We start from the raw sequence: 19,459 nt of genomic DNA, 5'->3' as shown, positions 1-19,459 counted from the left end.
GGAGCCCGGCCGGAAGTTCCCTCCTCCGGCCGGGTTCTGCCTGCAAGCCGGCGATCCGTTGCGCCGATGCTCGAGAGGTCTCAGTCAGCCGTCTGGCCCAGCGCCGAAATCCCGCCATTGGCCGCCGACCAGGGCAGCGGCGCGTTGAGGAATTTCTCCACCTCGGCCAGCGTGTTGTCGTCGAACAGCTTTTCCTTGCGCGCCACCGCCAGCACATCCCACCAGGTGGTCAGATAGTGCAGCTTCATGCCGGCGTCCTCGAGCCGCTTCGGTGTTTCGGGGAAAATATCGTAGTAGAACACGGCGAACGTGTCGGTCACCTCGGCGCCGGCCTTGCGGATCGCCTCGGCGAACTTGACCTTGCTGCCGCCATCGGTGGTCAGATCCTCCACCAGAAGCAGCCGCGCGCCATCCTTCAAATGCCCCTCGATCTGCGCATCGCGGCCAAAACCCTTCGGTTTCTTGCGCACATAAAGCATCGGCAGGGCCAGCCGGTCGGAAAGCCAGGCGGCATACGGAATGCCCGCCGTCTCGCCGCCCGCCACCGCATCGAATTTTTCAAAACCCGCATCGCGCAGCACCACGGAAGCTGCGAAGTCGATCACCGCCGAGCGGATGCGCGGATAGGAGATCAGCTTGCGGCAGTCGATATACACCGGGCTTTTGAGCCCCGAGGTGAAGGTGTACGGCTCGTCGGCGCGGAAATGCACCGCCTTGATCTCGAGCAACATCCTGGCCACGGTTTCGGCGATCAAGGCGCGGTCGGGAAAAGTGTTGGCGAACATGGCTGGCCCTCGGTTTGTGACGCGGCTTCCAGCTATCAGGATTGTGCGCCTTGAGGAAGTTTTCTTCGCTATATTCCCGTGGATGGCGCGTTTGCGGACATGCCCTTGCATGGAAAAAATTCTCGACGGTGGCTGTCGGATTGCGGCATGGTCGCGCGTCTTCCATTCATGAAAGGAACCGGAATGCTCTACGCTCTTCTGTGCTACCACGATGAAGACGTCGTCACCTCCTGGTCGAAGGCCGAGGACGACGCGGTTCTGGCAAAGCGCCGCCGCGTCCAGCAGGGCATGATCGACCAGGGACGCATGGGGCCGGCGGTGCGCCTGGTTCCAACCTCCGCCGCCACGACCATTCGCGTCTCCGGCAACGAGCAGATCGTCCTCGACGGCCCGTTCGCCGAGACCAAGGAACAATTGCTCGGCTTCTATATGGTCGATTGCGACAGTCTCGACGAGGTCATCGAATTCGCCAAGCGGCTGAAGGAAGGCGAAAGCGTCACCTTCGAAATCCGCCCGATACGCATTTTCGAGAAGGGCGTCCTGTCTGGAAAGGAAACGCTGGCATCATGACGGACCCGGCCTGGATCGAAGCGGCATTGACCGGCGCCCGCCCGCAGGCGATGGGCGCGCTGCTGCGCTATTTCCGCGATCTCGACCGGGCTCAGGAAGCCTTTCAGGAAGCCTGCCTGCGCGCCATGAAGCATTGGCCGGTGAAGGGGCCGCCGCGCGACCCCGCCGCCTGGCTGATCTTCGTTGGCCGCAACGCCGCCCTCGACCATGTGCGGCGCGACAGCCGCAACACCGCATTGCCGCCCGAAGACAAGATCTCCGATCTGGACGATGTCGAGACGGACATGGCCGAACGGCTCGACGACGCCCACTACCGCGACGATATCCTGCGCCTGATGTTCGTCTGCTGCCATCCGGACCTGCCGGCCACCCAGCAGGTGGCGCTGGCGCTGCGCATCGTCTCCGGCCTCACCGTGCCGGAGATCGCCAGCGCCTTCCTGGTCGGCGAAAAGGCCATGGAGCAGCGCATCACCCGCGCCAAGCGCCGCGTCGCCGAGGCCAATGTGCCGTTCGCCGCTCCCGATGCGGCCGAACGCGCCGAGCGCCTCGGCGCGGTCGCCGCCATGCTCTATCTGGTCTTCAACGAGGGCTATTCGGCCTCCAGCGGCGACAGCGTCGTGCGCGCCTCGCTGTGCGACGAGGCGATCCGCCTGATGCGGCTCCTGCTCAGGCTGTTTCCCGCCGAGCCGGAAATCATGGGCCTTCTCGCGCTGATGATCCTGCAGCATGCGCGCACCGCAGCGCGCATGGATGCCGATGGCAATGCCGTGCTCCTCGAAGACCAGGACCGCAGCCTGTGGAAGCGCCCGCTGATCGACGAAGGGCTCGCGCTGGTCGACAAGGCGTTGCGCCACCGCCGTCCCGGCCCCTACCAGGTCCAGGCGGCCATTGCCGCCCTGCACGCCCGCGCCGCGCGTCCTGAGGACACGGACTGGCAGGAGATCGACCTTCTCTACCAGACGCTCGAGCGTCTGCAGCCTTCTCCTGTCATCACGCTCAACCGTTCGGTGGCGGTTGCCAAGACGCGCGGCGTCGAAGCCGCGCTCGACCTGCTCGCCCCGCTGGCCGAACGTCTGTCGGGCTATTTCTATTTTCACGGCGTGCGCGGCGCTTTCCTGAGCGAGGCCGGCCGCAGCGAGGATGCCCGCGAAGCCTTCGACCGCGCCATCTCCCTTGCCCGCACGCCGGCCGAAGCAGCCCACATCCGCATGCATCTCGACAAGCTTTCGGAAAAAACCCGCGTCTCCTGAAATTCATCAAAGAAAAAATGTCGGCCGCTTGATCTGCAGCGCGTCCTCCGGGTATCGGCGCACCCCCGCGCCGCATGAACATAGGAGAAAGCAATGCGTTTTGTCTGTCTGATCCATCTCAACGAAGCCACGCTGGACGCCCTGCCTGAACAGGAGATGTCGCAGCTCATCCGGGAATCGCTCGCCTATGACGAGGTGCTGGCGGCGTCCGGCCACATGGTCGTCGCCCATGCCCTGCGCTCGCCTTCCGAAGCGCTGCATCTGCGCAGCCGCGGCGGCAAGGTGGTCGCCCTGGACGGCCCGCACGCCGAAACGAAGGAACAGCTGATGGGCTTCATCCTGATCGAGGCGAAGGATTTGCAGGACGCCATCGATGTCGCCGGAAAAATCCCCTGTGCCGCCTACGGCACGGTGGAGTTGCGCGCCGTCACCGGCATCTCCGAGGCGCCAAACGCAATCGCCTCCTGATTCCGCGTCCTGACAGAATGCTGTCAGGAGGACTGTGCGATTGTGCATTTGGCCTCGCGCGACCGTGCGCCGCTTTACCCCGTTATCTTGACCGTCACGGCGCAGGATCGCGCACCGTGGCACAGACAGAGGATCGTCATGAACGCCCCCGTTGAAACAGCCCGCGCCGGCCGACGCGAATGGATCGGCCTCGCAGTGCTCGCCCTGCCGTGTCTGCTCTACTCCATGGACATGACGGTTCTCAATCTCGCCATTCCGCATCTGAGCGCCGCGCTCAAGCCGACCGGCGCCCAGCTTTTGTGGATCGTCGACATCTACGGTTTCCTCATCGCCGGCTCACTCATCACCATGGGCACGCTGGGAGATCGGATAGGCCGGCGCAAGCTGCTGATGATCGGTGCCGTCGCCTTCGGTCTCGCCTCCATCCTGGCGGCCTTTTCCACGACGCCGGCGATGCTGATCGCCGCCCGTGCCCTGCTCGGTTTGGCAGCCGCGACGCTCGCCCCCTCGACATTGTCCCTCCTGCGCAACATGTTTCACGATCCGCGCGAACGCACATTTGCGATCGGTGTGTGGATCTCCAGCTTCTCCGCCGGTGCCGCCATCGGCCCGCTGGTCGGCGGCTTTCTGCTCGGCTATTTCTGGTGGGGTTCGGTGTTCCTCATCGCCGTGCCGGTCATGATCCTCCTGCTTCTGGTCGGCCCCTTCCTGCTGCCGGAATTCCGTGATCCGGATGCCGGCAGGCTCGACATCGTCAGCGCCCTCCTGTCCCTGGTGGCGATCCTCTCCGTCATCTACGGCATCAAGCACAGCGCCGAACATGGCCTCTCGCCGCTGGCCGGCGGCGCCATCGCCCTGGGTGCCGTGCTGGGCCTCGTTTTCGTCCTTCGCCAGAAAAAGCTCGCCGATCCTTTGATCGATCTCAGCCTGTTCCGCCGCCCCGCCTTCAGCGCTTCGCTGCTGGTCAACCTGTTCGCCTTCTTCATCGCCTTCGGCTCGTTCCTGTTCATCGCGCAGTTTCTCCAGCTCGTGCTCGGCCTGACACCGCTCCAGGCGGGCCTGTGGTCGCTGCCGTCCAGCCTTGCCTTCATCGTCGGCTCCATGCTGACGTCGATGCTGACCGCCAGCATTCGCCCACCGCTTGTGATGGCGCTTGGCCTGATCCTCGCCGCTGCCGGTTTCGTCTGCGTTGCCTGGGCCGCCGCCAATGCGGACCTGGTGGTCATGATCGCCGCTTTCACCGTGTTCTCTCTCGGGCTGGCGCCGGTCTTCACCCTCACCACCGATCTCGTGGTCGGCACGGTTTCGGCGGAGCGCGCCGGCGCGGCCTCGGCCATCGCCGAAACCTGTACCGAACTCGGCGGCGCGCTGGGCATTGCCGTGCTCGGCAGCGTGGTGACCGCCGCCTATCGGACAGGCATGGAACAGGCAGCGCGCGGGATTCCCGCCGATGTTGCGGCCACCGCCCGCGACACGCTGGGCGGCGCGCTGACCGTGGCCGCAGATCTGCCGCTGGTGGCTGGCGCGGCGTTGATCGAAGGCGCGCAGGGGGCGTTTTCCGATGGCCTGGTCGTAGCAGCGTCGGTCTGCGCCGTCATTGCTCTGGCCACAGCGCTGCTGGTCACGCTGATGCTGCGCGAGGTCGGCACGCCCAGCCCGGATGGCGATGTCCACGCCGCCGCCGGTTGAAATGTCGCCGGCGGCCGGCAGGGGCAGGCACATGCCCACACAAAAACAGCACAGCTGTCGGATCGCGGGGGGCTCGTTCGTCCTCATGACAAGGCCCGACAAACGGGCTGGGCAAAAAGGAGAAGAACAATGTCAGATGTCGAAACCGCCGTTCAGGAAATGCCGCCGGTGCTGGGCGGGGTCGTCCCCTATCTGATGGTCGGCGGCGCCTCCAAGGCGGCCGCGTTCTATGAACAGGCTTTCGCCGCGCGCGAGGTCTACCGCCAGCCGAGTGACGATCAGGGCCGCACCATGCACATCCACCTGCATATTCATGGCGGCTCGGTCATGCTGTGCGATCCCTATCCCGAATACGGCCAGCCGCTGCAAAAGCACCAGGGCTTCACCCTGACGCTGGCGGTCGACGACGTCGATGGCTGGTGGGCGCGTGCGGTCGGCTCGGGTGTCGAGGTCGTCATGCCGCTGGAGAAGATGTTCTGGGGCGACCGCTATGGCGAGGTGCGCGACCCCTTTGGCGTGAAATGGGCGATCGTCGGAAAATGACGCCCGAACGAGACCCTCGCGTGCGTTGCCCGCATGCACTCGCGCCGTGAGGGCTGCGACGATCCGGCTCCCCCAAGCGCTCCCCAGCCCGAGGGCCGACGAAGATCGTCGCTGCGGCCGGAGAATCTCGCGAAAGCGGGATTTTCCGGCCGTTTTCATGCGAGATTCGCATTTATGCGGATGTCAGGTGATTTTACCTGACTGCGAAATGCGATAGGTTTCGGCGAAAGGGGCGCAGCAGCGCGGCAAACCCTTTTCATCGGCGCTTGCAGGACTGCCTGCGCCACTATCTTCCGACACAAGCGATTGAGAGACAGACATGAGCCAGATCAAGAGCGGCGATGTCGTGCGCATCCATTATACGGGCAAACTGGCCGACGGAACTGAGTTCGATTCGTCCGCCGGCCGCGAACCGCTGGAGTTTCAGGTCGGCAGCGGCCAGATCATTCCCGGCCTCGACCGTCAGGTGGAGGGCATGGCGGTCGGCGACAGCGACACCCTGACCATTCCCGCCGACGAAGCCTACGGCCCGCGCGACGAAGCCCAGGTCCAGATCGTTCCGCGCTCGGCCTTGCCGCCGGAGCTGGAACTGGCGCTGGGCGCCAGCCTGCAGGCGACCACGCCGGACGGCGGCGAAATCGCCCTGACCGTGGTCGATCTGACCGACCAGGAGGTGACCGTCGACGCCAATCACCCGCTCGCCGGGCGCGACCTGGTTTTCGACGTCGAGATCGTCGAAATCGTCGGCGGCTGAACAACGATGCCGGGCCGCCCGTCTGCGGGCAGCCCGGCCAGGGCCCGTTACTCGGGCGTTGCTTCCGGCGCGTACTGGGCGGCGAACTCCGCCGATGGCGGAATCGGCTTGATGATGTCGATCAGCACGCCACTGGGGTCGGCGGTGATGAAATGCCGCTGGCCGAACGCCTCGTCGCGCAATTCCTGCAGGATCGGCAGGCCGGCCGCGACAGCGCGCTCATACTCTCCATCCGGGTCGTCCACCTCGAAGTTCAGGATCAGGCCCGAAACGCGCCCACGCCCTGCCGCAGGAATGGTTTCATGCGTTCCATCCATCACCGCCAGGTTGACACCCGGGTTCTCGCTCGACTGCAAATGCACATACCAATCGGCCTCGAACAGCGGCTGAAAACGAAAATGCGTGCAGTAGAACGCCGCGGTTTCCGCGACCTTGTCGGTCATGATGACTGGATAATAGCTCGTGCTTTTCATGATTTACCTTTCCCTGGTGCTGAGAGGCTCCGATCAGAGCCGGCGTGACGAACGGGTTTTCCTTTTCTGCAGAACTGATTTATACATGCAGCCTGTACGTAAATTCAACTAACATACAGGCTGCATGTATGCAACAGGAATCTGCCCGCCGTTCCAACCGTGAACGGACAGAGGAAACCCGCGAGAAACTGATCGAGGCGGCACGGCGTCTTTTCGTCGAGAAATCCTATGCCGAAACCGGGACGCCTGAGATCGTCAGGATGGCCGGCCTGACGCGCGGCGCGCTGTATCATCATTTCGCCGACAAGCAGGCTCTGCTCCAGGCGGTGGCCGAACGCGAGGCGGAGAAGGTGGCGGCACAGGTCGAGCAGGGATCGGGCACCGCCGCCTCGCCCATCGACGCGCTCATCGACGGCGGCAACGCCTATCTGGCGGCAATGGCCGAGCCCGGCCGCACCCGGCTCCTGCTCCTCGATGGACCCGCGGTCCTGGGACGCGCGCTGATGGACGAGATCGACAACCGCCACGGCAACAGAACCCTCCGCGAAGGCCTGGCTGCCGCCATGCGCGCCGGCACGGTACGCCGCCTGCCGCTCGACCCGCTGACCAGCCTTCTGGCGGCTGCTTTCGACCGGGCCGCGTTGTCCATCGAGGCCGGTGCCGATGCGGATGCCTGCCGCCGCGCCCTGGCCGGATTGATCGCGGGCCTGGCCGAACCGGATAGCGGGACCAACGGCAGGGATTGAGTTTGTCGGAGAAGAATGCGCCGCGATCACCCGCGCGGCTTGGGCACATCCTGCTTCAGCCCTGCGACGAGCTCGCGCGCGGCCGAAAAGAATTCGCGATACAGGATCGAGCCGAAGACGAGCACGCTCACGATGATCCCCGCCCAGATGGAAACGAACCAGGCGATCATGGCGATGGCAAAGTAGTAGACCCGTATCCCATGGTTGAAATTGCGCGCGGCAAGCGTGTTGAGCGCCGCCATGATGAAGATCTCTTCCTGGTCCGCCTCATCCGCATGGTCGGCTGCCCCGAGCATGATGCAGAAATGGTTGAACTGGCGCAGCGACAGGGTGAACGCCATGAACGCCATGACGAACATGATCAGGAAGATGATGATGTGGCGCTCCACCGCCGCCTTGGTGAGGTCGAGTTCGGGCTGCATCACCGAAACCGCATCCACCACGGAATCGACCTGCCCCAGGACAGCGATGACCGCCAGGATGATCAGCACCGTGGTCGAAGCGAAGAACGACACCGCGCTCATCAGATTGCCCGACAGGATCGCGTCGAGCGGCGTGTCGCGGCGCACCGCATTGCGCACCCAGCGCTTGCGCTGCGCGCCCATGATGATCGACAGGGATGGTCGCCGCCGCTCGAGCCAGCCGGCAAAAACCGCATAGGACAGCCAGCACAGCAGAGGAAACAGGGAGGCTGCGAGCGTCACGATGGGTCGTTCCCTCTGTCCTGTTGCGCGGTCTCGCAGGCCGGCCCGGCGGGAGGCTGGTGAACCTCACCGCCTGCGGCTCAATCGAAGATCGCCTCGCCCTGCTCGTCGATCACCTGCCGTCCCTTGCGCACGGCCTGGTCGGCGGCAAGCTCGGCGCTCGGAAACCGGTCGGCGCGCACAAGCCTGTGCTCCTTGCGCCCACCGTCCATATCCTTGGATATCATGGCACAGGTCTGGTACTGCCCGCCCTCGGCGAACGGCGTCGGCTGGATGGTGAATCCCTTGTGCTCGACAGCCTCGCCGACCGGCTTGCCGGCACCCGCCTGCCCGCCGCCGTCCGCGCCGCCGAAGAGCCGTTTCAAGAATGACATGCGCTTACTCCCATGATTACCGTGGCTTATAGCAGTTTCTGCCGTCAGGTGGAATCACCTGACGTCCGCATAAACGCGGAAGAGCAAGTCGATGGAGCGTCCTTGTGCAGCGCCTGGATGGACGCGTCCGATGCCATTGCTGGATCCTACGACGGTTGGCCGCGTCCTACACCGCGCGGCTGACACGAAGAAGCCGCGCAAGGCCCACTCGTCCTTTGCCGGCCCTTAGCCACCTCCGGGATAATTCGGGCTTTCGCGCGTGATCGTCACGTCGTGGGCGTGGCTCTCGCGCAGGCCCGCGCCGGAAATGCGCACGAAGGTCGCCTTGTCGCGGAAGTCGGCCAGGTTGGCCGCGCCGACATACCCCATCGCCGCCTTCAGGCCGCCGGTCAGCTGGTGCAGAACGCCGGCGGTCGGCCCCTTGTAGGGCACCTGCCCCTCGATGCCTTCGGGCACCAGTTTCAGCGTGTCGCGCACTTCCGCCTGGAAATAGCGGTCGGCCGAGCCGCGCGCCATTGCGCCAACGGAACCCATGCCGCGATAGGCCTTGAACGAGCGGCCCTGGTGCAGATACACCTCGCCCGGGCTTTCATCCGTGCCGGCCAGCAGCGAGCCGACCATGGCCGCCGCCGCGCCGGCGGCGAGCGCCTTGGCCAGGTCGCCCGAATACTTGATGCCGCCATCGGCAATCAGCGAGATGCCGGCCTTCTCGGCCGTCTCCATCGCAGACATGATGGCCGAAAGCTGCGGCACGCCGACGCCGGCGACGATGCGTGTCGTGCAGATGGAGCCCGGCCCGATGCCGATCTTCACCGCGTCGGCACCGGCGTCGATCAGCGCCTTGGTGCCGTCGGCGGTGGCCACATTGCCCGCGATGATGCGCACGGCGTTGGAGAGTTTCTTGGCGCGGGTCACCGCATCGAGCACGCGCTGCGAATGACCGTGCGCCGTGTCGATCACCAACAGATCGACGCCGGCGTCGATCAGCCGTTCGGCGCGCTCGAAGCCGTCATCGCCGACGCTGGTGGCCGCCGCCGCACGGAGCCTGCCCTGCGCGTCCTTGGCCGCGTGCGGGTTGAGCTGCGACTTCTCGATGTCCTTGACGGTGATCAGGCCGACGCAATTGCCGGCCTCGTCGACCACCAGCAGCTTCTCGATGCGATGCTGGTGCAGAAGCCGCTTGGCCTCGTCCTGCGCCACGCCGTCACTGACGGTGATCAGGTTCTGGTGGGTCATCAATTCGCGCACCGGCTGGTCGGGGTCGGAGGCGAAACGCACATCGCGGTTGGTCAGGATGCCGGCCAGCCGGCCGGTCGTGTGGCCGCCGGCGCCGCCGTTCTCGACCACCGGAATGCCGGAAATGCCATGCGCCCGCATCAGCGCGTGCGCCTCGGCCAGCGTCGCGTCGGGACCGATGGTGATCGGGTTCACCACCATGCCCGATTCGAACTTCTTCACCTGGCGCACTTCCTCGGCCTGTTCGGCGGGCGAAAGGTTGCGGTGAATGACGCCGACGCCGCCGGCCTGCGCCATGGCGATGGCCAGGCGCGATTCGGTGACGGTGTCCATCGCCGCCGACAGGATCGGGATGTTCAACTCGATGTCGCCGGCGATGCGCGTGCGCACATCGGTCTGGCCCGGCATGACCTCCGAATGTCCCGGCTGCAGGAGCACGTCGTCGAAGGTAAGCGCCTCGGCGCCGGTTGCTGTCTCGATGATCTTTGCCATTGCCGACCCTTGAAGATGAGAGGATGCGCGGCCCCGCTGCTTTTTTTGGAAGCACGGCCTCGACTTCATGATTCCCTTTCAGGATTGGCGCTGGCTGGTACCACGTTGGCGCCACGTTGAAAAGGCGAAATGGCCTCTTATGCGCGTGGTTTGTCTCGCCATGGCGACGCATTCAGCACCAATGCCCCGCAAAGACTGCCACAGTACAAGCCAGGCCTCCCATGCTAAAGCCCGAACCGCCGATACAGCTCTTCCGGCCTGTTGCCGGCTCCGGCTAAAAACGAAGAACAGCCTTGAACCGCACCCTGCCGCTTATCCTCGCCGTCGCGCTCTTCATGGAGCAGATGGATTCGACCGTCATCGCCACCTCGCTGCCGGCGATCGCCGCCGATATGGGCACCAGCCCGGTGACGCTGAAACTGGCGCTGACCACCTATCTGGTGGCGCTGGCGATCTTCATTCCCGTCAGCGGCTTCATGGCCGATCGTTTTGGCGCCAAGCGCGTCTTTCGCACGGCCATCGGCGTGTTCGTCATCGGCTCGGTGGCCTGCGCCTTCTCCGATTCGCTTGGCGCCTTCGTCCTGTCGCGCTTCCTGCAAGGCATGGGCGGGGCCATGATGACGCCGGTCGGCCGCCTCGTCCTGGTGCGCGCCACGCCGCGCAACCAGCTGGTCACGGCGATGGCCTGGCTTTCCGTGCCGGCGCTGATCGGCCCGGTCGCCGGTCCGCCGCTCGGCGGCTTCATCACCACCTATTTCTCCTGGCACTGGATTTTCCTGATCAACGTGCCGATCGGCCTCATCGGCATCGTCCTGTCAGGCCGTGTCCTGCCGGAGTTCACCTCGGATGAGCGCGGCAGGCTCGACACCGTCGGCTTCCTCCTGTCGAGCATCGCCGCATCGGGCCTGGTTTTCGGCCTGTCGGTCATCAGCCTGCCGGCGCTGCCGCCGATCGTCGGCGTCATCACCGTTCTGATCGGCCTCATCGCGGCCGTTCTCTATGTTCGCCATGCGCGCCGCACGCCACGGCCCATCCTCGATCTGGGCCTTTTCTCCAACCGGGCATTTCGCGCCGCCATCATCGGCGGCTCGCTGTTTCGCATCGGCGTCGGCGCCGTGCCGTTCCTGCTGCCGCTGATGTTCCAGGTGGTGTTCGGGCTGACACCGTTCCAATCGGGCCTGCTGACCTTCGCCTCGGCCTTCGGCGCCATCGCCATGAAGTTCATCGCCAGCACTGCGCTGCGCCTCGGCGGCTTCCGGCCGGTGCTCATTCTCGCCGCGCTGCTTGGCGCGGTGAGCATCGCGGTCAACGCCTTGTTCACGCCGGCCACGCCGCACGCCGTCATCATCGTCGTGCTGATCGCCTCGGGCCTGTTACGCTCGCTGTTCTTCACCTCGTCGAACGCCCTCGTCTTCGCCGAGATCAGCGACCGTGAGGCCAGCCAGGCCTCGAGCATCGCCGCTGCCAGCCAACAGATCAGCATCGCGCTCGGCGTCGCCGTCGGCGGCGGCATTCTGGAGGCGACGACGGCCGTCACCGGGGCAGCCCTCGGCCTCGACGCCTTCGTCAACGCGTTTCTGATCGTCGCACTGCTTTCCGCCCTGGCCGCCATCCCCTTCTTCACCCTGCCGCCAGAGGCCGGCAGCACGGTTTCCGGCCATCGCCGCGGCCGGCTGGAAGCCGGCGACGGACAGACCCAGGTGGCAGAGTAGCTTTGCCGGCTAAAGCAATTCCAGGAAAAGTGGGAACCGGTTTTCCGTCCGGAATTGCGGAAAAACAATGAGATAGAGCATTCCTGTGACTCGGATAAAAATGGAAATTCTCTAGTTCGTTTCAGCGGCGGCAGCCGGCGCCGGCGCCAATTGCCCGGTGCATTCAAAGTATCTTTGCAGCACCAGGAGCGAGATCAGTTCTTCGCGCCGACGATCGCCGAAGCGGGCGACATGTGCATGCGCTGCGGCGATGATCGCGCGCGCCTCGTCCGGATGCTGCTCGAAATGGTCGACCGTCTGATCGAGATCGCTCAGGTCCTCGCGCAGCTCCACGTAATGCCGGCCGGGAACCAGCGCACCCTCCATGAACCACGTCTCGTAGCGTGGCCGCGGCATCAGGCAGAGCGAATTCGACGCCATGATCCATTTCAGATTGGTGGCGACGTCATTGCCCTCGAGCGAGACGATGTAGCGGCTTTCGAGTTGCTGCCGGATGGATAGATGCCCCTTGGGAGCGATCTGACCGAAACTGGCGCCAATATGACCGATATCGTGACGCGCATGGCCCGGATAGAGACTGACCAAACGCCTACGCGCCTCGGTGTGCAGAACGCCGCGCCAGACCGCCCGCGGGGTTTTTTCCTCAAACGACAGGCCGTCTTGAGGCCAGCGGAAATGGCGCAGCCGGTCGAGTTTCATGATGACCGCATTTTCGTTGGCGCCGGCGATCGGCCGGCTTTTGACGACCGCCGGCATGGCCGGCACCTTCGTGATGTCGCCGAACTCATAGGCCAGGCGCAGATCCTGGTCGAAAGCCAGGGTGAACTGACGCAGATCGTAATAGTAATAGCTTTGCCGGCGCGATATCTCGCCGAGGCGCGGCGCGCCGTCGATCGACGCATGCCCGACAAGCTTGTTGTAGTAACCGAGGCGCTCGGCAAGATCAGGATCGAGGCCATCGCGCCGGATTTCGGCCAGAAGCCGGCGCCAGCGCGCCTGCCAGTACCCGTAAGGCAAAGCTTCGCGGCCGATCGCACCGGCATAATAGGCGACCCGCCGCGCCGGGCTCTGCAAGCGGTCCCACATGGACATGCCCCCCTTCAGCATGGCTGCCCCCTCAGACCGGTCGCGGCTTTCCGGCCAATGCACTACACGTCGTCGGCATCCTGCCCGCCGCTCTCTTCCGGTTCACCTGCCTCCGGCCTGCCCTTGAAACCCTTGGCCAGAAGATAGAGCTCGACGGATTCGCCGCGCGAGGCCGGCGGCTTGACGTGATGGACGGAACGGAAATTCCGTTTCAATCCATCGAGCAGGCCGGCTTCCGTACCGCCCTGAAAGGTCTTGGCCAGGAAATGGCCGCCCGGCTTCAACACCGAGACGGCGAATTCGGCGGCCGCCTCGCACAGATGCATGGTGCGCATATGGTCCGTGCGGCGATGCCCGGTGGTCGGCGCGGCCATGTCGGACAGGACCACGTCCGGCGCGTCGCCGAGTGTCTCCAGAAGCCTGGCCGGTGCATCGTCGGCGAGAAAATCCATCTCCAGGACGATGGCACCGGGAACCGGGTCCATCCCCAGATAGTCGATGCCCACCACCAGCGGCTTCTCAGGCGTCGACTTCACCCGTTCGGCGGCGATCTGGCACCAGCCGCCGGGCGCCGCCCCCAGGTCGATGACGAGCATTCCCGGCGCCAGGATCTTGTGCCGGTCATCGATCTCGACCAGTTTGTAGGCGGCGCGCGAGCGCATGCCCTCGGCCTGCGCCCGATGCACATAGGGGTCGTTCAGATGCCGTTCGAGCCAGCGGCGCGAGGAATTCTTCAGGCCACGCTTCTTCTTGACCCGCGTCTTCAGCGCGCGGGCGCCGCCACCCTTGTTGACCGGCTTCTTCGTCATGCGCCGCGCCCCATCCGCCGTCGGCGCCACACGCCATCGGCCGCCATCATCTCGCTCAACATCCCCTCGCGCAGGCCCCGGTCGGCGACCCGCAGGCGCTCCGAGGGCCAGCGGCGGCGGATCGCCTCGAGAATGGCGCAGCCGGCCAGGACCAGATCGGCGCGATCGGCGCCGATGCACGGATTGGCCTTGCGCTGCTCGAAATCCCAGGACAGCAGCGTGTCGATCATCCGGTCGACATTGTCGCGCTCCATCCACAATCCATCGACGCGGCGGCGGTCATAGCGGGTCAGGCCGAGATGAACGCCGGCCAGCGTGGTCACCGTGCCCGACGTGCCGATCAGGTGAAAGCGCCCGCCGGCGGCGATCTCGGTCAGGCGGCCGCCATCGTCGAAGCGGGCCAGCATTTCGGAGACCGCGTCGATCATCGCGGCAAAGCTCTCGCGCGTGACATGATGACCGCCAAAGCGTTCGGCCAGCGAGACCACACCGACCGGCAGCGAGGTCCACGAGACGATGTGATCGGCCAGGCGCGGCGTGCGATGGCGCGAAATATCGACCAGGGCGATTTCCGACGACCCGCCGCCGATGTCGAACAGCACGACGCCCTCCGTGCCACGCTCGACCAGCGTGCCGCAGCCGGCAACGGCGAGCCGCGCCTCGGTCTGGCGGTCGATGATTTCCAGCGCCAGGCCCGTTTCGCTCTCGACGCGGGCAATGAAATCAGCGCCGTTTTCCGCCGAGCGGCAGGCTTCCGTGGCGATCAGGCGCATGCGCTTGGGTTTGCGCTGGCCAAGTTTGTCGGCGCAGATCTGCAGTGCCGCCACTGCCCGGTCCATCGCCGCCTCGCTCAAGCGCCCCTCGGCCGACAGCCCCTCGCCCAGGCGGACGATGCGCGAAAAGGCATCGACGACGCGAAAATTACCGGGGCGGGTGGGAATGGCGACCAGCAGGCGGCAATTGTTGGTGCCCAGATCAAGCGCGGCATAGCTCAGCCGCGCGCCATCGTCGACAGGCACCTGATCGCGCTGGATGGCGGGCTTGCTGGGCTGTGCGGCCTGCCCGCCGCCCGCCGCCGCGCCTGCCGCCACCGCGTCCTGGGGGCCGCGCAGATAGACCTTGCGCTTGCGCCGCTTGCGGCGTTTGCGCTTGCGCGGGCGCACCGTCTCGTCGCCGGACGAGGCTGCCGCCGCGTCCGGACGTGCGGAGGGACCGGATGGCCGTTCGTCGAAGCCGAGGCCCCCATCCGACGCTGCACCCTGAATGCCCCTCGCAACCGGCGAAACATCGCCGTTGTCGTGGTTGTCCACCGCTTTTCCTTTGCCGCCGCGCGAGCCTTTCGGACGCTGCAGGCAGCCCAACATCTTTGCGTTGCCGGCAGCGTATCAGCCTCGCGGGATTTCACCAAGTGGGGTGTTGCGCACACAGGCGCTCGTCCACCGGCGCCGATGTGACCGAGGATTTGAATTTCGAAGCACACTTGACTATAAGGGGCGGATCGCTAAATAGCGTGTTCACGCGGCCCGAGCCGCGCTGTTGGGGAATAGGTTAACGGTAGACCCACGGACTCTGACTCCGTTAGTCCTGGTTCGAATCCAGGTTCCCCAGCCACTCCTATATTATCCAATAAAATCAATTTCCTATCGGAACCTCAATCTCGCGGCGCAGGCTATTCCAGGGAACCAACACAGGTGAATCTCTAGGGAACGTCGCCCCCGTCCTCTCCATATGTCATGATCGTTCAAAGGGCTTCAGAGGACGGAACGTGGATTTCATATGGTGGCTGCCCGCGCTGATTGGATTCGGCAGCGACGCGGGAATGCACCGAAGCAACTGAAAGGCAGAGGCATTCACGCTCGCCGCTGAGGTGTCGAGCGAAGCCGGCCGGGCGATGGACATCATCAATGCCGCCATGCCTCGCTTAACCCGCCGCTACGCGCAGGTGTGCGGCGTCAATCCGGAAATGTGCGACGACATGGTCAAAGTGCTCAATGACCAGCGCGATGCCGCACTGAAGGTCATGCAGATGGCAGAGGATTGTAAGAAGCAAGTCACCGCCGCCGGCCGCGTGGATCGGGATAAGACGCTCAACCAATTACGGGAATGGCGAACTACAGCCTCGCGCAAGATTCCGTGGGTCGAGGAAACCGTCAATCGATACGACGCCATTCTATATGAAGCTGACGCGCGGTGAGGAGGCGCAACAGCGGGAAAGAGAGCAAAGAAAGAACACCATGTCCCCCGCTTTCATCTCGAACATTTCAAAGATGGCGACGACTGCGTTCGGACATACGACAAGCGGCCTGCCCCATCAGGGAGGGCCAACCATCCGAGAGGCGGGATGCGAGCGAGAAACTCCGGGGCAATCTTGAGCAATTCCAGGAAAAGTGGGAACCGGTTCTCCGTCCGGAATTGCGCAAAGACAAAGAGATGGAGCAGTCCGTGACTCGGAGAAAAGCGGAAATACTCCAGACCAGAGCTTCCTCGTTGCACGACGGCGTTCCCGAGATGAGCTGTATTCCGATAGATAATGCAGGATATCGACAGATTGATTGATGAGGCCCTCGGCGGGGAGGAAAGCTCAACAATCAACAGTTGATAAAGCATGTTCACAGCGCGGCGGCGCGATATTGCCACACGAGGTGAAAAATGGCGAAACCGTGTCAATTTTGAGATTGCCACGAGACTTTTAACGTGCATTTGTTCTGTCGGGGCTTGGAGGGATTTCATTTTTCAGCGCGCGAGCTGAACATTTGCATAAGAGAGGGAGGGCGATGCGGCATCGTACCACCGTTATCCGGACCAGGCTCCTTTTGTCCGGCACCGCATTGATTTCAGGAGTTTTCTATCTTTCTTCCAGTTCTGCATTTGCAGCTTGCACCATTGTTCCCACACCCGGGAATGACACATTCGTCTGCGATAGCGGAATACATGCAGGCGATGTCCTCGACCTGAATGGCGATAACGCGCTGACCATGCCTGCCGGTGGCACGGGCACGATCGACGGCAATGTCACTTTTGGCCCCGGCGTCGACACCGTCGAAATTCATTCGGGCGAGATCACGGGCAACGTCCAGCAGGGCGATGGCGTCGACGATTTCATCATGACTGGCGGCCAAATCGGCTCCCTCAACCAGGGGGGCCATTTCGATACTTTCTTCATGTCGGGAGGGCGCATTGTCGATGCCTTCGACGATGGCGATTACGCCGAGATGACCGGCGGACGCATAGGCCGTGTAAATCTGAAGCTTGCTGACAATGTCTTCATCATGTCCGGCGGCACGATCGACAAGAATCTCGTCGCCGGTTTCGGCAATGACACGATCGAACTTTCCGGCGGTACGATTGGCGGCAATATCAGCGTCAGCGGTGGCGACGACAGCGTTAGCGTGACCGGAGGCACGATCGGCGGCGAAGTCCGTATGAGCGTCGGCAACGACACCTTCGCCTGGGATGGCGGCGGCATCATCTATGGTGCGATCGATCTTGGCGGGGACGACGACATTGCATCGCTCAGCAACCTCACCGAGGCCAATATCGGGGCAACACCGCAAATCACCGGTGGGCTCGGCACGGATGCCCTCACCTTCGACAATGTGAAGACAGGCGATGTTGCCCGCTTCGACGGCTGGGAGACGGTCGACCTCACCAACGACACCCAGCTCACCTTCGACGACACTCTGGTGCTCGGCGACAGTGGAACCGGCACCGGGATACTCACAGTCGATTCCGCCAGCACGATCTATGGCGGTGGAGCCAATGGCGGGATTGCCGCCTTTACCGCAGGCCAGCTTGCCGATGTGGTCAATTCCGGCCGGATCGACCTTACCAATGGCGGCGCCAGCACTTCGGACACGTTCACGATTTCCGGCAATTACACTGGTAACGGCGGGCAGATCTTTCTTGACACCGTTCTTGGCGACGATTCCTCCGCCTCCGACAAACTGGTGATCGATAGCGGCGCTGCGTCGGGCACAACGGGCATGAACATCATCAATGCCGGCGGCTCGGGCGCCTTGACGGCACAGGACGGCATCATGGTCGTCGAAGCCCTCAACGGCGCGACTACGCAAAGCGGCGCTTTCGCGCTCAACAGCCGCGTCGCCGCCGGCGCATACGAGTATTATCTGTTCAAGGGGGGTGTCTCCGCAGGCAGCGCCGACAATTGGTATCTGCGTTCGACGATTCTCCCCAATTCAGAAGTGGCGGCTGCACCGGACCCGGTGGAGCCCTCTCCTCCCGCTCCCGAACCGGAAGAGCCCGAAGTTGCGCCGCCACCCCCACCTTCCGGGCTGCCGAGCGCTCCATTACCGTCCGAAGGAGATGAGACGACCGAACCGGCCGATCCCACTCCGCCGGTCGATGTTGGCGATCCTGAGCCGGATGCGCCACCGGCACCGCCACCGGCAGAACCGGCCGACCCTCCGGCACCACCGCCGGCTCCGCCATCTGATCCAGCGCCCATTCCGGTCGATGAAACGTCCACGCCACCGACGCCAGGAGCCACGCGCGTCGTTGCCGATGTCGTGCCCCTCTATCGCGTTGAGGTTCCGACCTACGCGGTCGCGCCGCCGATCGCGCATCATGTGGCGCTTTCGACTCTCGGGACTTTCCACGAGCGCCGCGGCGAGCAGATCCTTCTCCACGGGGGAGGCTGGCTACCGACGACATGGGGCCGGGTCTTCGGGCAGGACGCCGAGATGAAGTGGGACGGCACCGTCGCCCCGAGTTTCGACGGCAATCTCTTTGGCTTCCAGGTCGGACAGGACGTGTTCGGCCGCGAAACCGACAATGGCCATTTCGACCGCGTCGGCTTCTTCATCGGCCATGCCAATATGGATGGCAGCGTGAAGGGCCAGGCGCTGGGCTGGAACGATCTCGCCGTCGGCGAGATCGATCTCGGCGGCACGAGCTTCGGCGGCTACTGGACGCATATCGGACCGCGGGGCTGGTATGTCGATGCCGTGTTGATGGGGACCTGGTTCAGTGGCGATGCATCGTCGAGTTCAGGCGAGAGCATCGATATCGACGGCACCGGCATCACCGCTTCACTCGAAGGCGGCTATCCGTTCGCCCTGACCGATCAATGGACGCTCGAACCACAAGGCCAAATCATCTGGCAGCACCTTTCGCTGGACGATTCCGCGGACAGCTTCTCGTCGGTCTCCTTCGATACGGATGATACTGTCACTGGTCGCTTGGGCTTCCGGTTGCAGGGCAGTTACCAGACCAGTGCCGGTCTCATTCAGCCCTACGTCAAGGCCAACCTCTGGCACAACTTCTCGTCCGAGCAGACAATCCGCTTCGGTAGCGACCCGATCGCGACAGAGATCGATGGGACGTCGCTGGAGTTCGGGGGCGGCATGATCGCAAAGCTGAGCGAGAATGCCAGCGTGTTTGCGACAGCGGATTACACGACCAATCTCGGCGGCGAGAAGGCCCGCATCTTCGAAGGTAATATCGGCCTCAGTATTAAATGGTGATGCGCAGACAGCCGGCAGATAAGTGAGCACGGAGAACTTTTTATCGAAACTGTTCTCGCACAATTGAACTGCTTCTTCGAGCGATACAACGTCATCTCGGATATGCCGAGTTGGCGGATCAGGTCAGCGACGGGCACCCCATCTCGACCTGCTTGAGAGCAGCCACAATCTGCTCAGTCGAATGCCGTCTCGTCTTCAAAGCGAACTTCCTCCTTAAGGAAAGCCCGCCAGAAAGCCAATGCATGTCGCATTCAGATTGACCTGCTCCCCTGAATGTACCCATTC

The 19,459-nt window shown here is 64.0% G+C and carries 18 protein-coding genes, 1 tRNA gene and 1 pseudogene; 11 read left to right on the top strand and 9 right to left on the bottom strand.

Annotation, left to right across the window (positions count from 1 at the left end):
• Window positions 1–80 precede the first annotated feature (80 nt).
• Window positions 81–785, bottom strand: a complete 705-nt coding sequence (locus tag AB843_RS21360; RefSeq protein WP_048648933.1) for an orotate phosphoribosyltransferase — start codon at window positions 783–785, stop codon at window positions 81–83.
• Window positions 786–968: 183 nt separating this feature from the next.
• On the opposite strand from AB843_RS21360, the gene AB843_RS21355 reads away from it, so the two are divergent.
• The 6 genes from AB843_RS21355 to AB843_RS21330 all read left to right on the top strand — a co-directional run bounded on the left by AB843_RS21355 (window position 969) and on the right by AB843_RS21330 (window position 6,059).
• Window positions 969–1,355 carry a YciI family protein gene (locus AB843_RS21355; protein ID WP_048649026.1) on the top strand — a complete coding sequence of 129 codons (387 nt, stop codon included), beginning with the start codon at window positions 969–971 and terminating at the stop codon, window positions 1,353–1,355.
• Window positions 1,352–2,605, top strand: a complete 1,254-nt coding sequence (locus AB843_RS21350; RefSeq protein ID WP_048648932.1) for an RNA polymerase sigma factor — start codon at window positions 1,352–1,354, stop codon at window positions 2,603–2,605. The genes AB843_RS21355 and AB843_RS21350 overlap by 4 nt, the downstream gene beginning before the upstream one ends.
• 93 nt (window positions 2,606–2,698) lie before the next feature.
• Window positions 2,699–3,073 (top strand): YciI family protein, encoded by a 375-nt coding sequence (locus tag AB843_RS21345; RefSeq protein ID WP_048648931.1) that lies wholly within the window; start codon window positions 2,699–2,701, stop codon window positions 3,071–3,073.
• A gap of 138 nt (window positions 3,074–3,211) precedes the next feature.
• On the top strand, window positions 3,212–4,762 hold the full coding sequence (locus AB843_RS21340; RefSeq protein ID WP_048648930.1) for an MFS transporter: 1,551 nt from the start codon (window positions 3,212–3,214) through the stop codon (window positions 4,760–4,762).
• Between the two features lie 129 nt (window positions 4,763–4,891).
• Window positions 4,892–5,305 carry a VOC family protein gene (locus tag AB843_RS21335; protein ID WP_048648929.1) on the top strand — a complete coding sequence of 138 codons (414 nt, stop codon included), beginning with the start codon at window positions 4,892–4,894 and terminating at the stop codon, window positions 5,303–5,305.
• A 319-nt stretch (window positions 5,306–5,624) separates the two neighbouring features.
• The gene (locus tag AB843_RS21330) at window positions 5,625–6,059 is read left to right on the top strand and encodes an FKBP-type peptidyl-prolyl cis-trans isomerase (protein ID WP_048648928.1); all 435 of its coding nucleotides are present in this window, start codon (window positions 5,625–5,627) and stop codon (window positions 6,057–6,059) included.
• Between the two features lie 47 nt (window positions 6,060–6,106).
• Here AB843_RS21330 and AB843_RS21325 read toward each other — a convergent pair whose 3' ends face one another.
• Window positions 6,107–6,532, bottom strand: coding sequence for a VOC family protein (locus AB843_RS21325; RefSeq protein ID WP_048648927.1), 426 nt, complete (start codon window positions 6,530–6,532; stop codon window positions 6,107–6,109).
• 128 nt (window positions 6,533–6,660) lie between these two features.
• On the opposite strand from AB843_RS21325, the gene AB843_RS21320 reads away from it, so the two are divergent.
• Window positions 6,661–7,278 carry a TetR/AcrR family transcriptional regulator gene (locus AB843_RS21320; RefSeq protein ID WP_048648926.1) on the top strand — a complete coding sequence of 206 codons (618 nt, stop codon included), beginning with the start codon at window positions 6,661–6,663 and terminating at the stop codon, window positions 7,276–7,278.
• 26 nt (window positions 7,279–7,304) lie between these two features.
• Here the strand turns inward: AB843_RS21320 and AB843_RS21315 are convergent, their stop codons facing one another.
• From AB843_RS21315 to guaB, 3 genes are all read right to left on the bottom strand, one after another.
• A complete protein-coding gene (locus tag AB843_RS21315; RefSeq protein WP_048648925.1) occupies window positions 7,305–7,982 on the bottom strand; it encodes a DUF599 domain-containing protein in 678 nt (225 codons plus the stop codon).
• Window positions 7,983–8,062: 80 nt separating this feature from the next.
• Window positions 8,063–8,356, bottom strand: coding sequence for an HlyU family transcriptional regulator (locus tag AB843_RS21310; protein ID WP_048648924.1), 294 nt, complete (start codon window positions 8,354–8,356; stop codon window positions 8,063–8,065).
• A gap of 225 nt (window positions 8,357–8,581) precedes the next feature.
• A complete protein-coding gene (gene guaB, locus AB843_RS21305; RefSeq protein WP_048648923.1) occupies window positions 8,582–10,084 on the bottom strand; it encodes an IMP dehydrogenase in 1,503 nt (500 codons plus the stop codon).
• Window positions 10,085–10,377: 293 nt separating this feature from the next.
• On the opposite strand from guaB, the gene AB843_RS21300 reads away from it, so the two are divergent.
• Window positions 10,378–11,796, top strand: a complete 1,419-nt coding sequence (locus AB843_RS21300; RefSeq protein ID WP_048648922.1) for a DHA2 family efflux MFS transporter permease subunit — start codon at window positions 10,378–10,380, stop codon at window positions 11,794–11,796.
• 111 nt (window positions 11,797–11,907) lie between these two features.
• Here the strand turns inward: AB843_RS21300 and AB843_RS21295 are convergent, their stop codons facing one another.
• The 3 genes from AB843_RS21295 to AB843_RS21285 are packed head-to-tail and all read right to left on the bottom strand — an operon-like array spanning window position 11,908 to window position 15,055.
• The gene (locus AB843_RS21295; RefSeq protein ID WP_244468055.1) at window positions 11,908–12,903 is read right to left on the bottom strand and encodes a glycosyltransferase family 90 protein; all 996 of its coding nucleotides are present in this window, start codon (window positions 12,901–12,903) and stop codon (window positions 11,908–11,910) included.
• Window positions 12,904–12,944: 41 nt separating this feature from the next.
• Window positions 12,945–13,691 (bottom strand): RlmE family RNA methyltransferase, encoded by a 747-nt coding sequence (locus AB843_RS21290; protein ID WP_048649024.1) that lies wholly within the window; start codon window positions 13,689–13,691, stop codon window positions 12,945–12,947.
• Complete coding sequence (locus AB843_RS21285) at window positions 13,688–15,055, bottom strand: Ppx/GppA phosphatase family protein (protein WP_082143939.1); 1,368 nt, start codon at window positions 15,053–15,055, stop codon at window positions 13,688–13,690. Before AB843_RS21285 ends, AB843_RS21290 begins: the two co-directional genes overlap by 4 nt.
• A 173-nt stretch (window positions 15,056–15,228) precedes the next feature.
• On the opposite strand from AB843_RS21285, the gene AB843_RS21280 reads away from it, so the two are divergent.
• The 3 genes from AB843_RS21280 to AB843_RS21270 all read left to right on the top strand — a co-directional run bounded on the left by AB843_RS21280 (window position 15,229) and on the right by AB843_RS21270 (window position 19,174).
• Window positions 15,229–15,302 (top strand) — tRNA-Gln (locus AB843_RS21280).
• A gap of 280 nt (window positions 15,303–15,582) precedes the next feature.
• Window positions 15,583–15,885 (top strand): hypothetical protein, encoded by a 303-nt coding sequence (locus tag AB843_RS21275; protein ID WP_157384570.1) that lies wholly within the window; start codon window positions 15,583–15,585, stop codon window positions 15,883–15,885.
• 580 nt (window positions 15,886–16,465) lie between these two features.
• Window positions 16,466–19,174, top strand: a complete 2,709-nt coding sequence (locus AB843_RS21270; protein ID WP_048648920.1) for an autotransporter family protein — start codon at window positions 16,466–16,468, stop codon at window positions 19,172–19,174.
• Window positions 19,175–19,239: 65 nt separating this feature from the next.
• Here the strand turns inward: AB843_RS21270 and AB843_RS25745 are convergent.
• Window positions 19,240–19,373: pseudogene (locus tag AB843_RS25745) on the bottom strand (transposase); the annotation flags it as partial.
• Window positions 19,374–19,459 lie beyond the last annotated feature (86 nt).

The sequence above is a fragment of the Nitratireductor soli genome (assembly GCF_001050155.1).
In the GTDB taxonomy this organism is placed as follows: Bacteria; Pseudomonadota; Alphaproteobacteria; order Rhizobiales; family Rhizobiaceae; genus Nitratireductor; species Nitratireductor soli.
The sequence above is the reverse complement of the archived record's forward strand: the minus strand, read 5'-3'. Positions and strand labels throughout refer to the sequence as shown.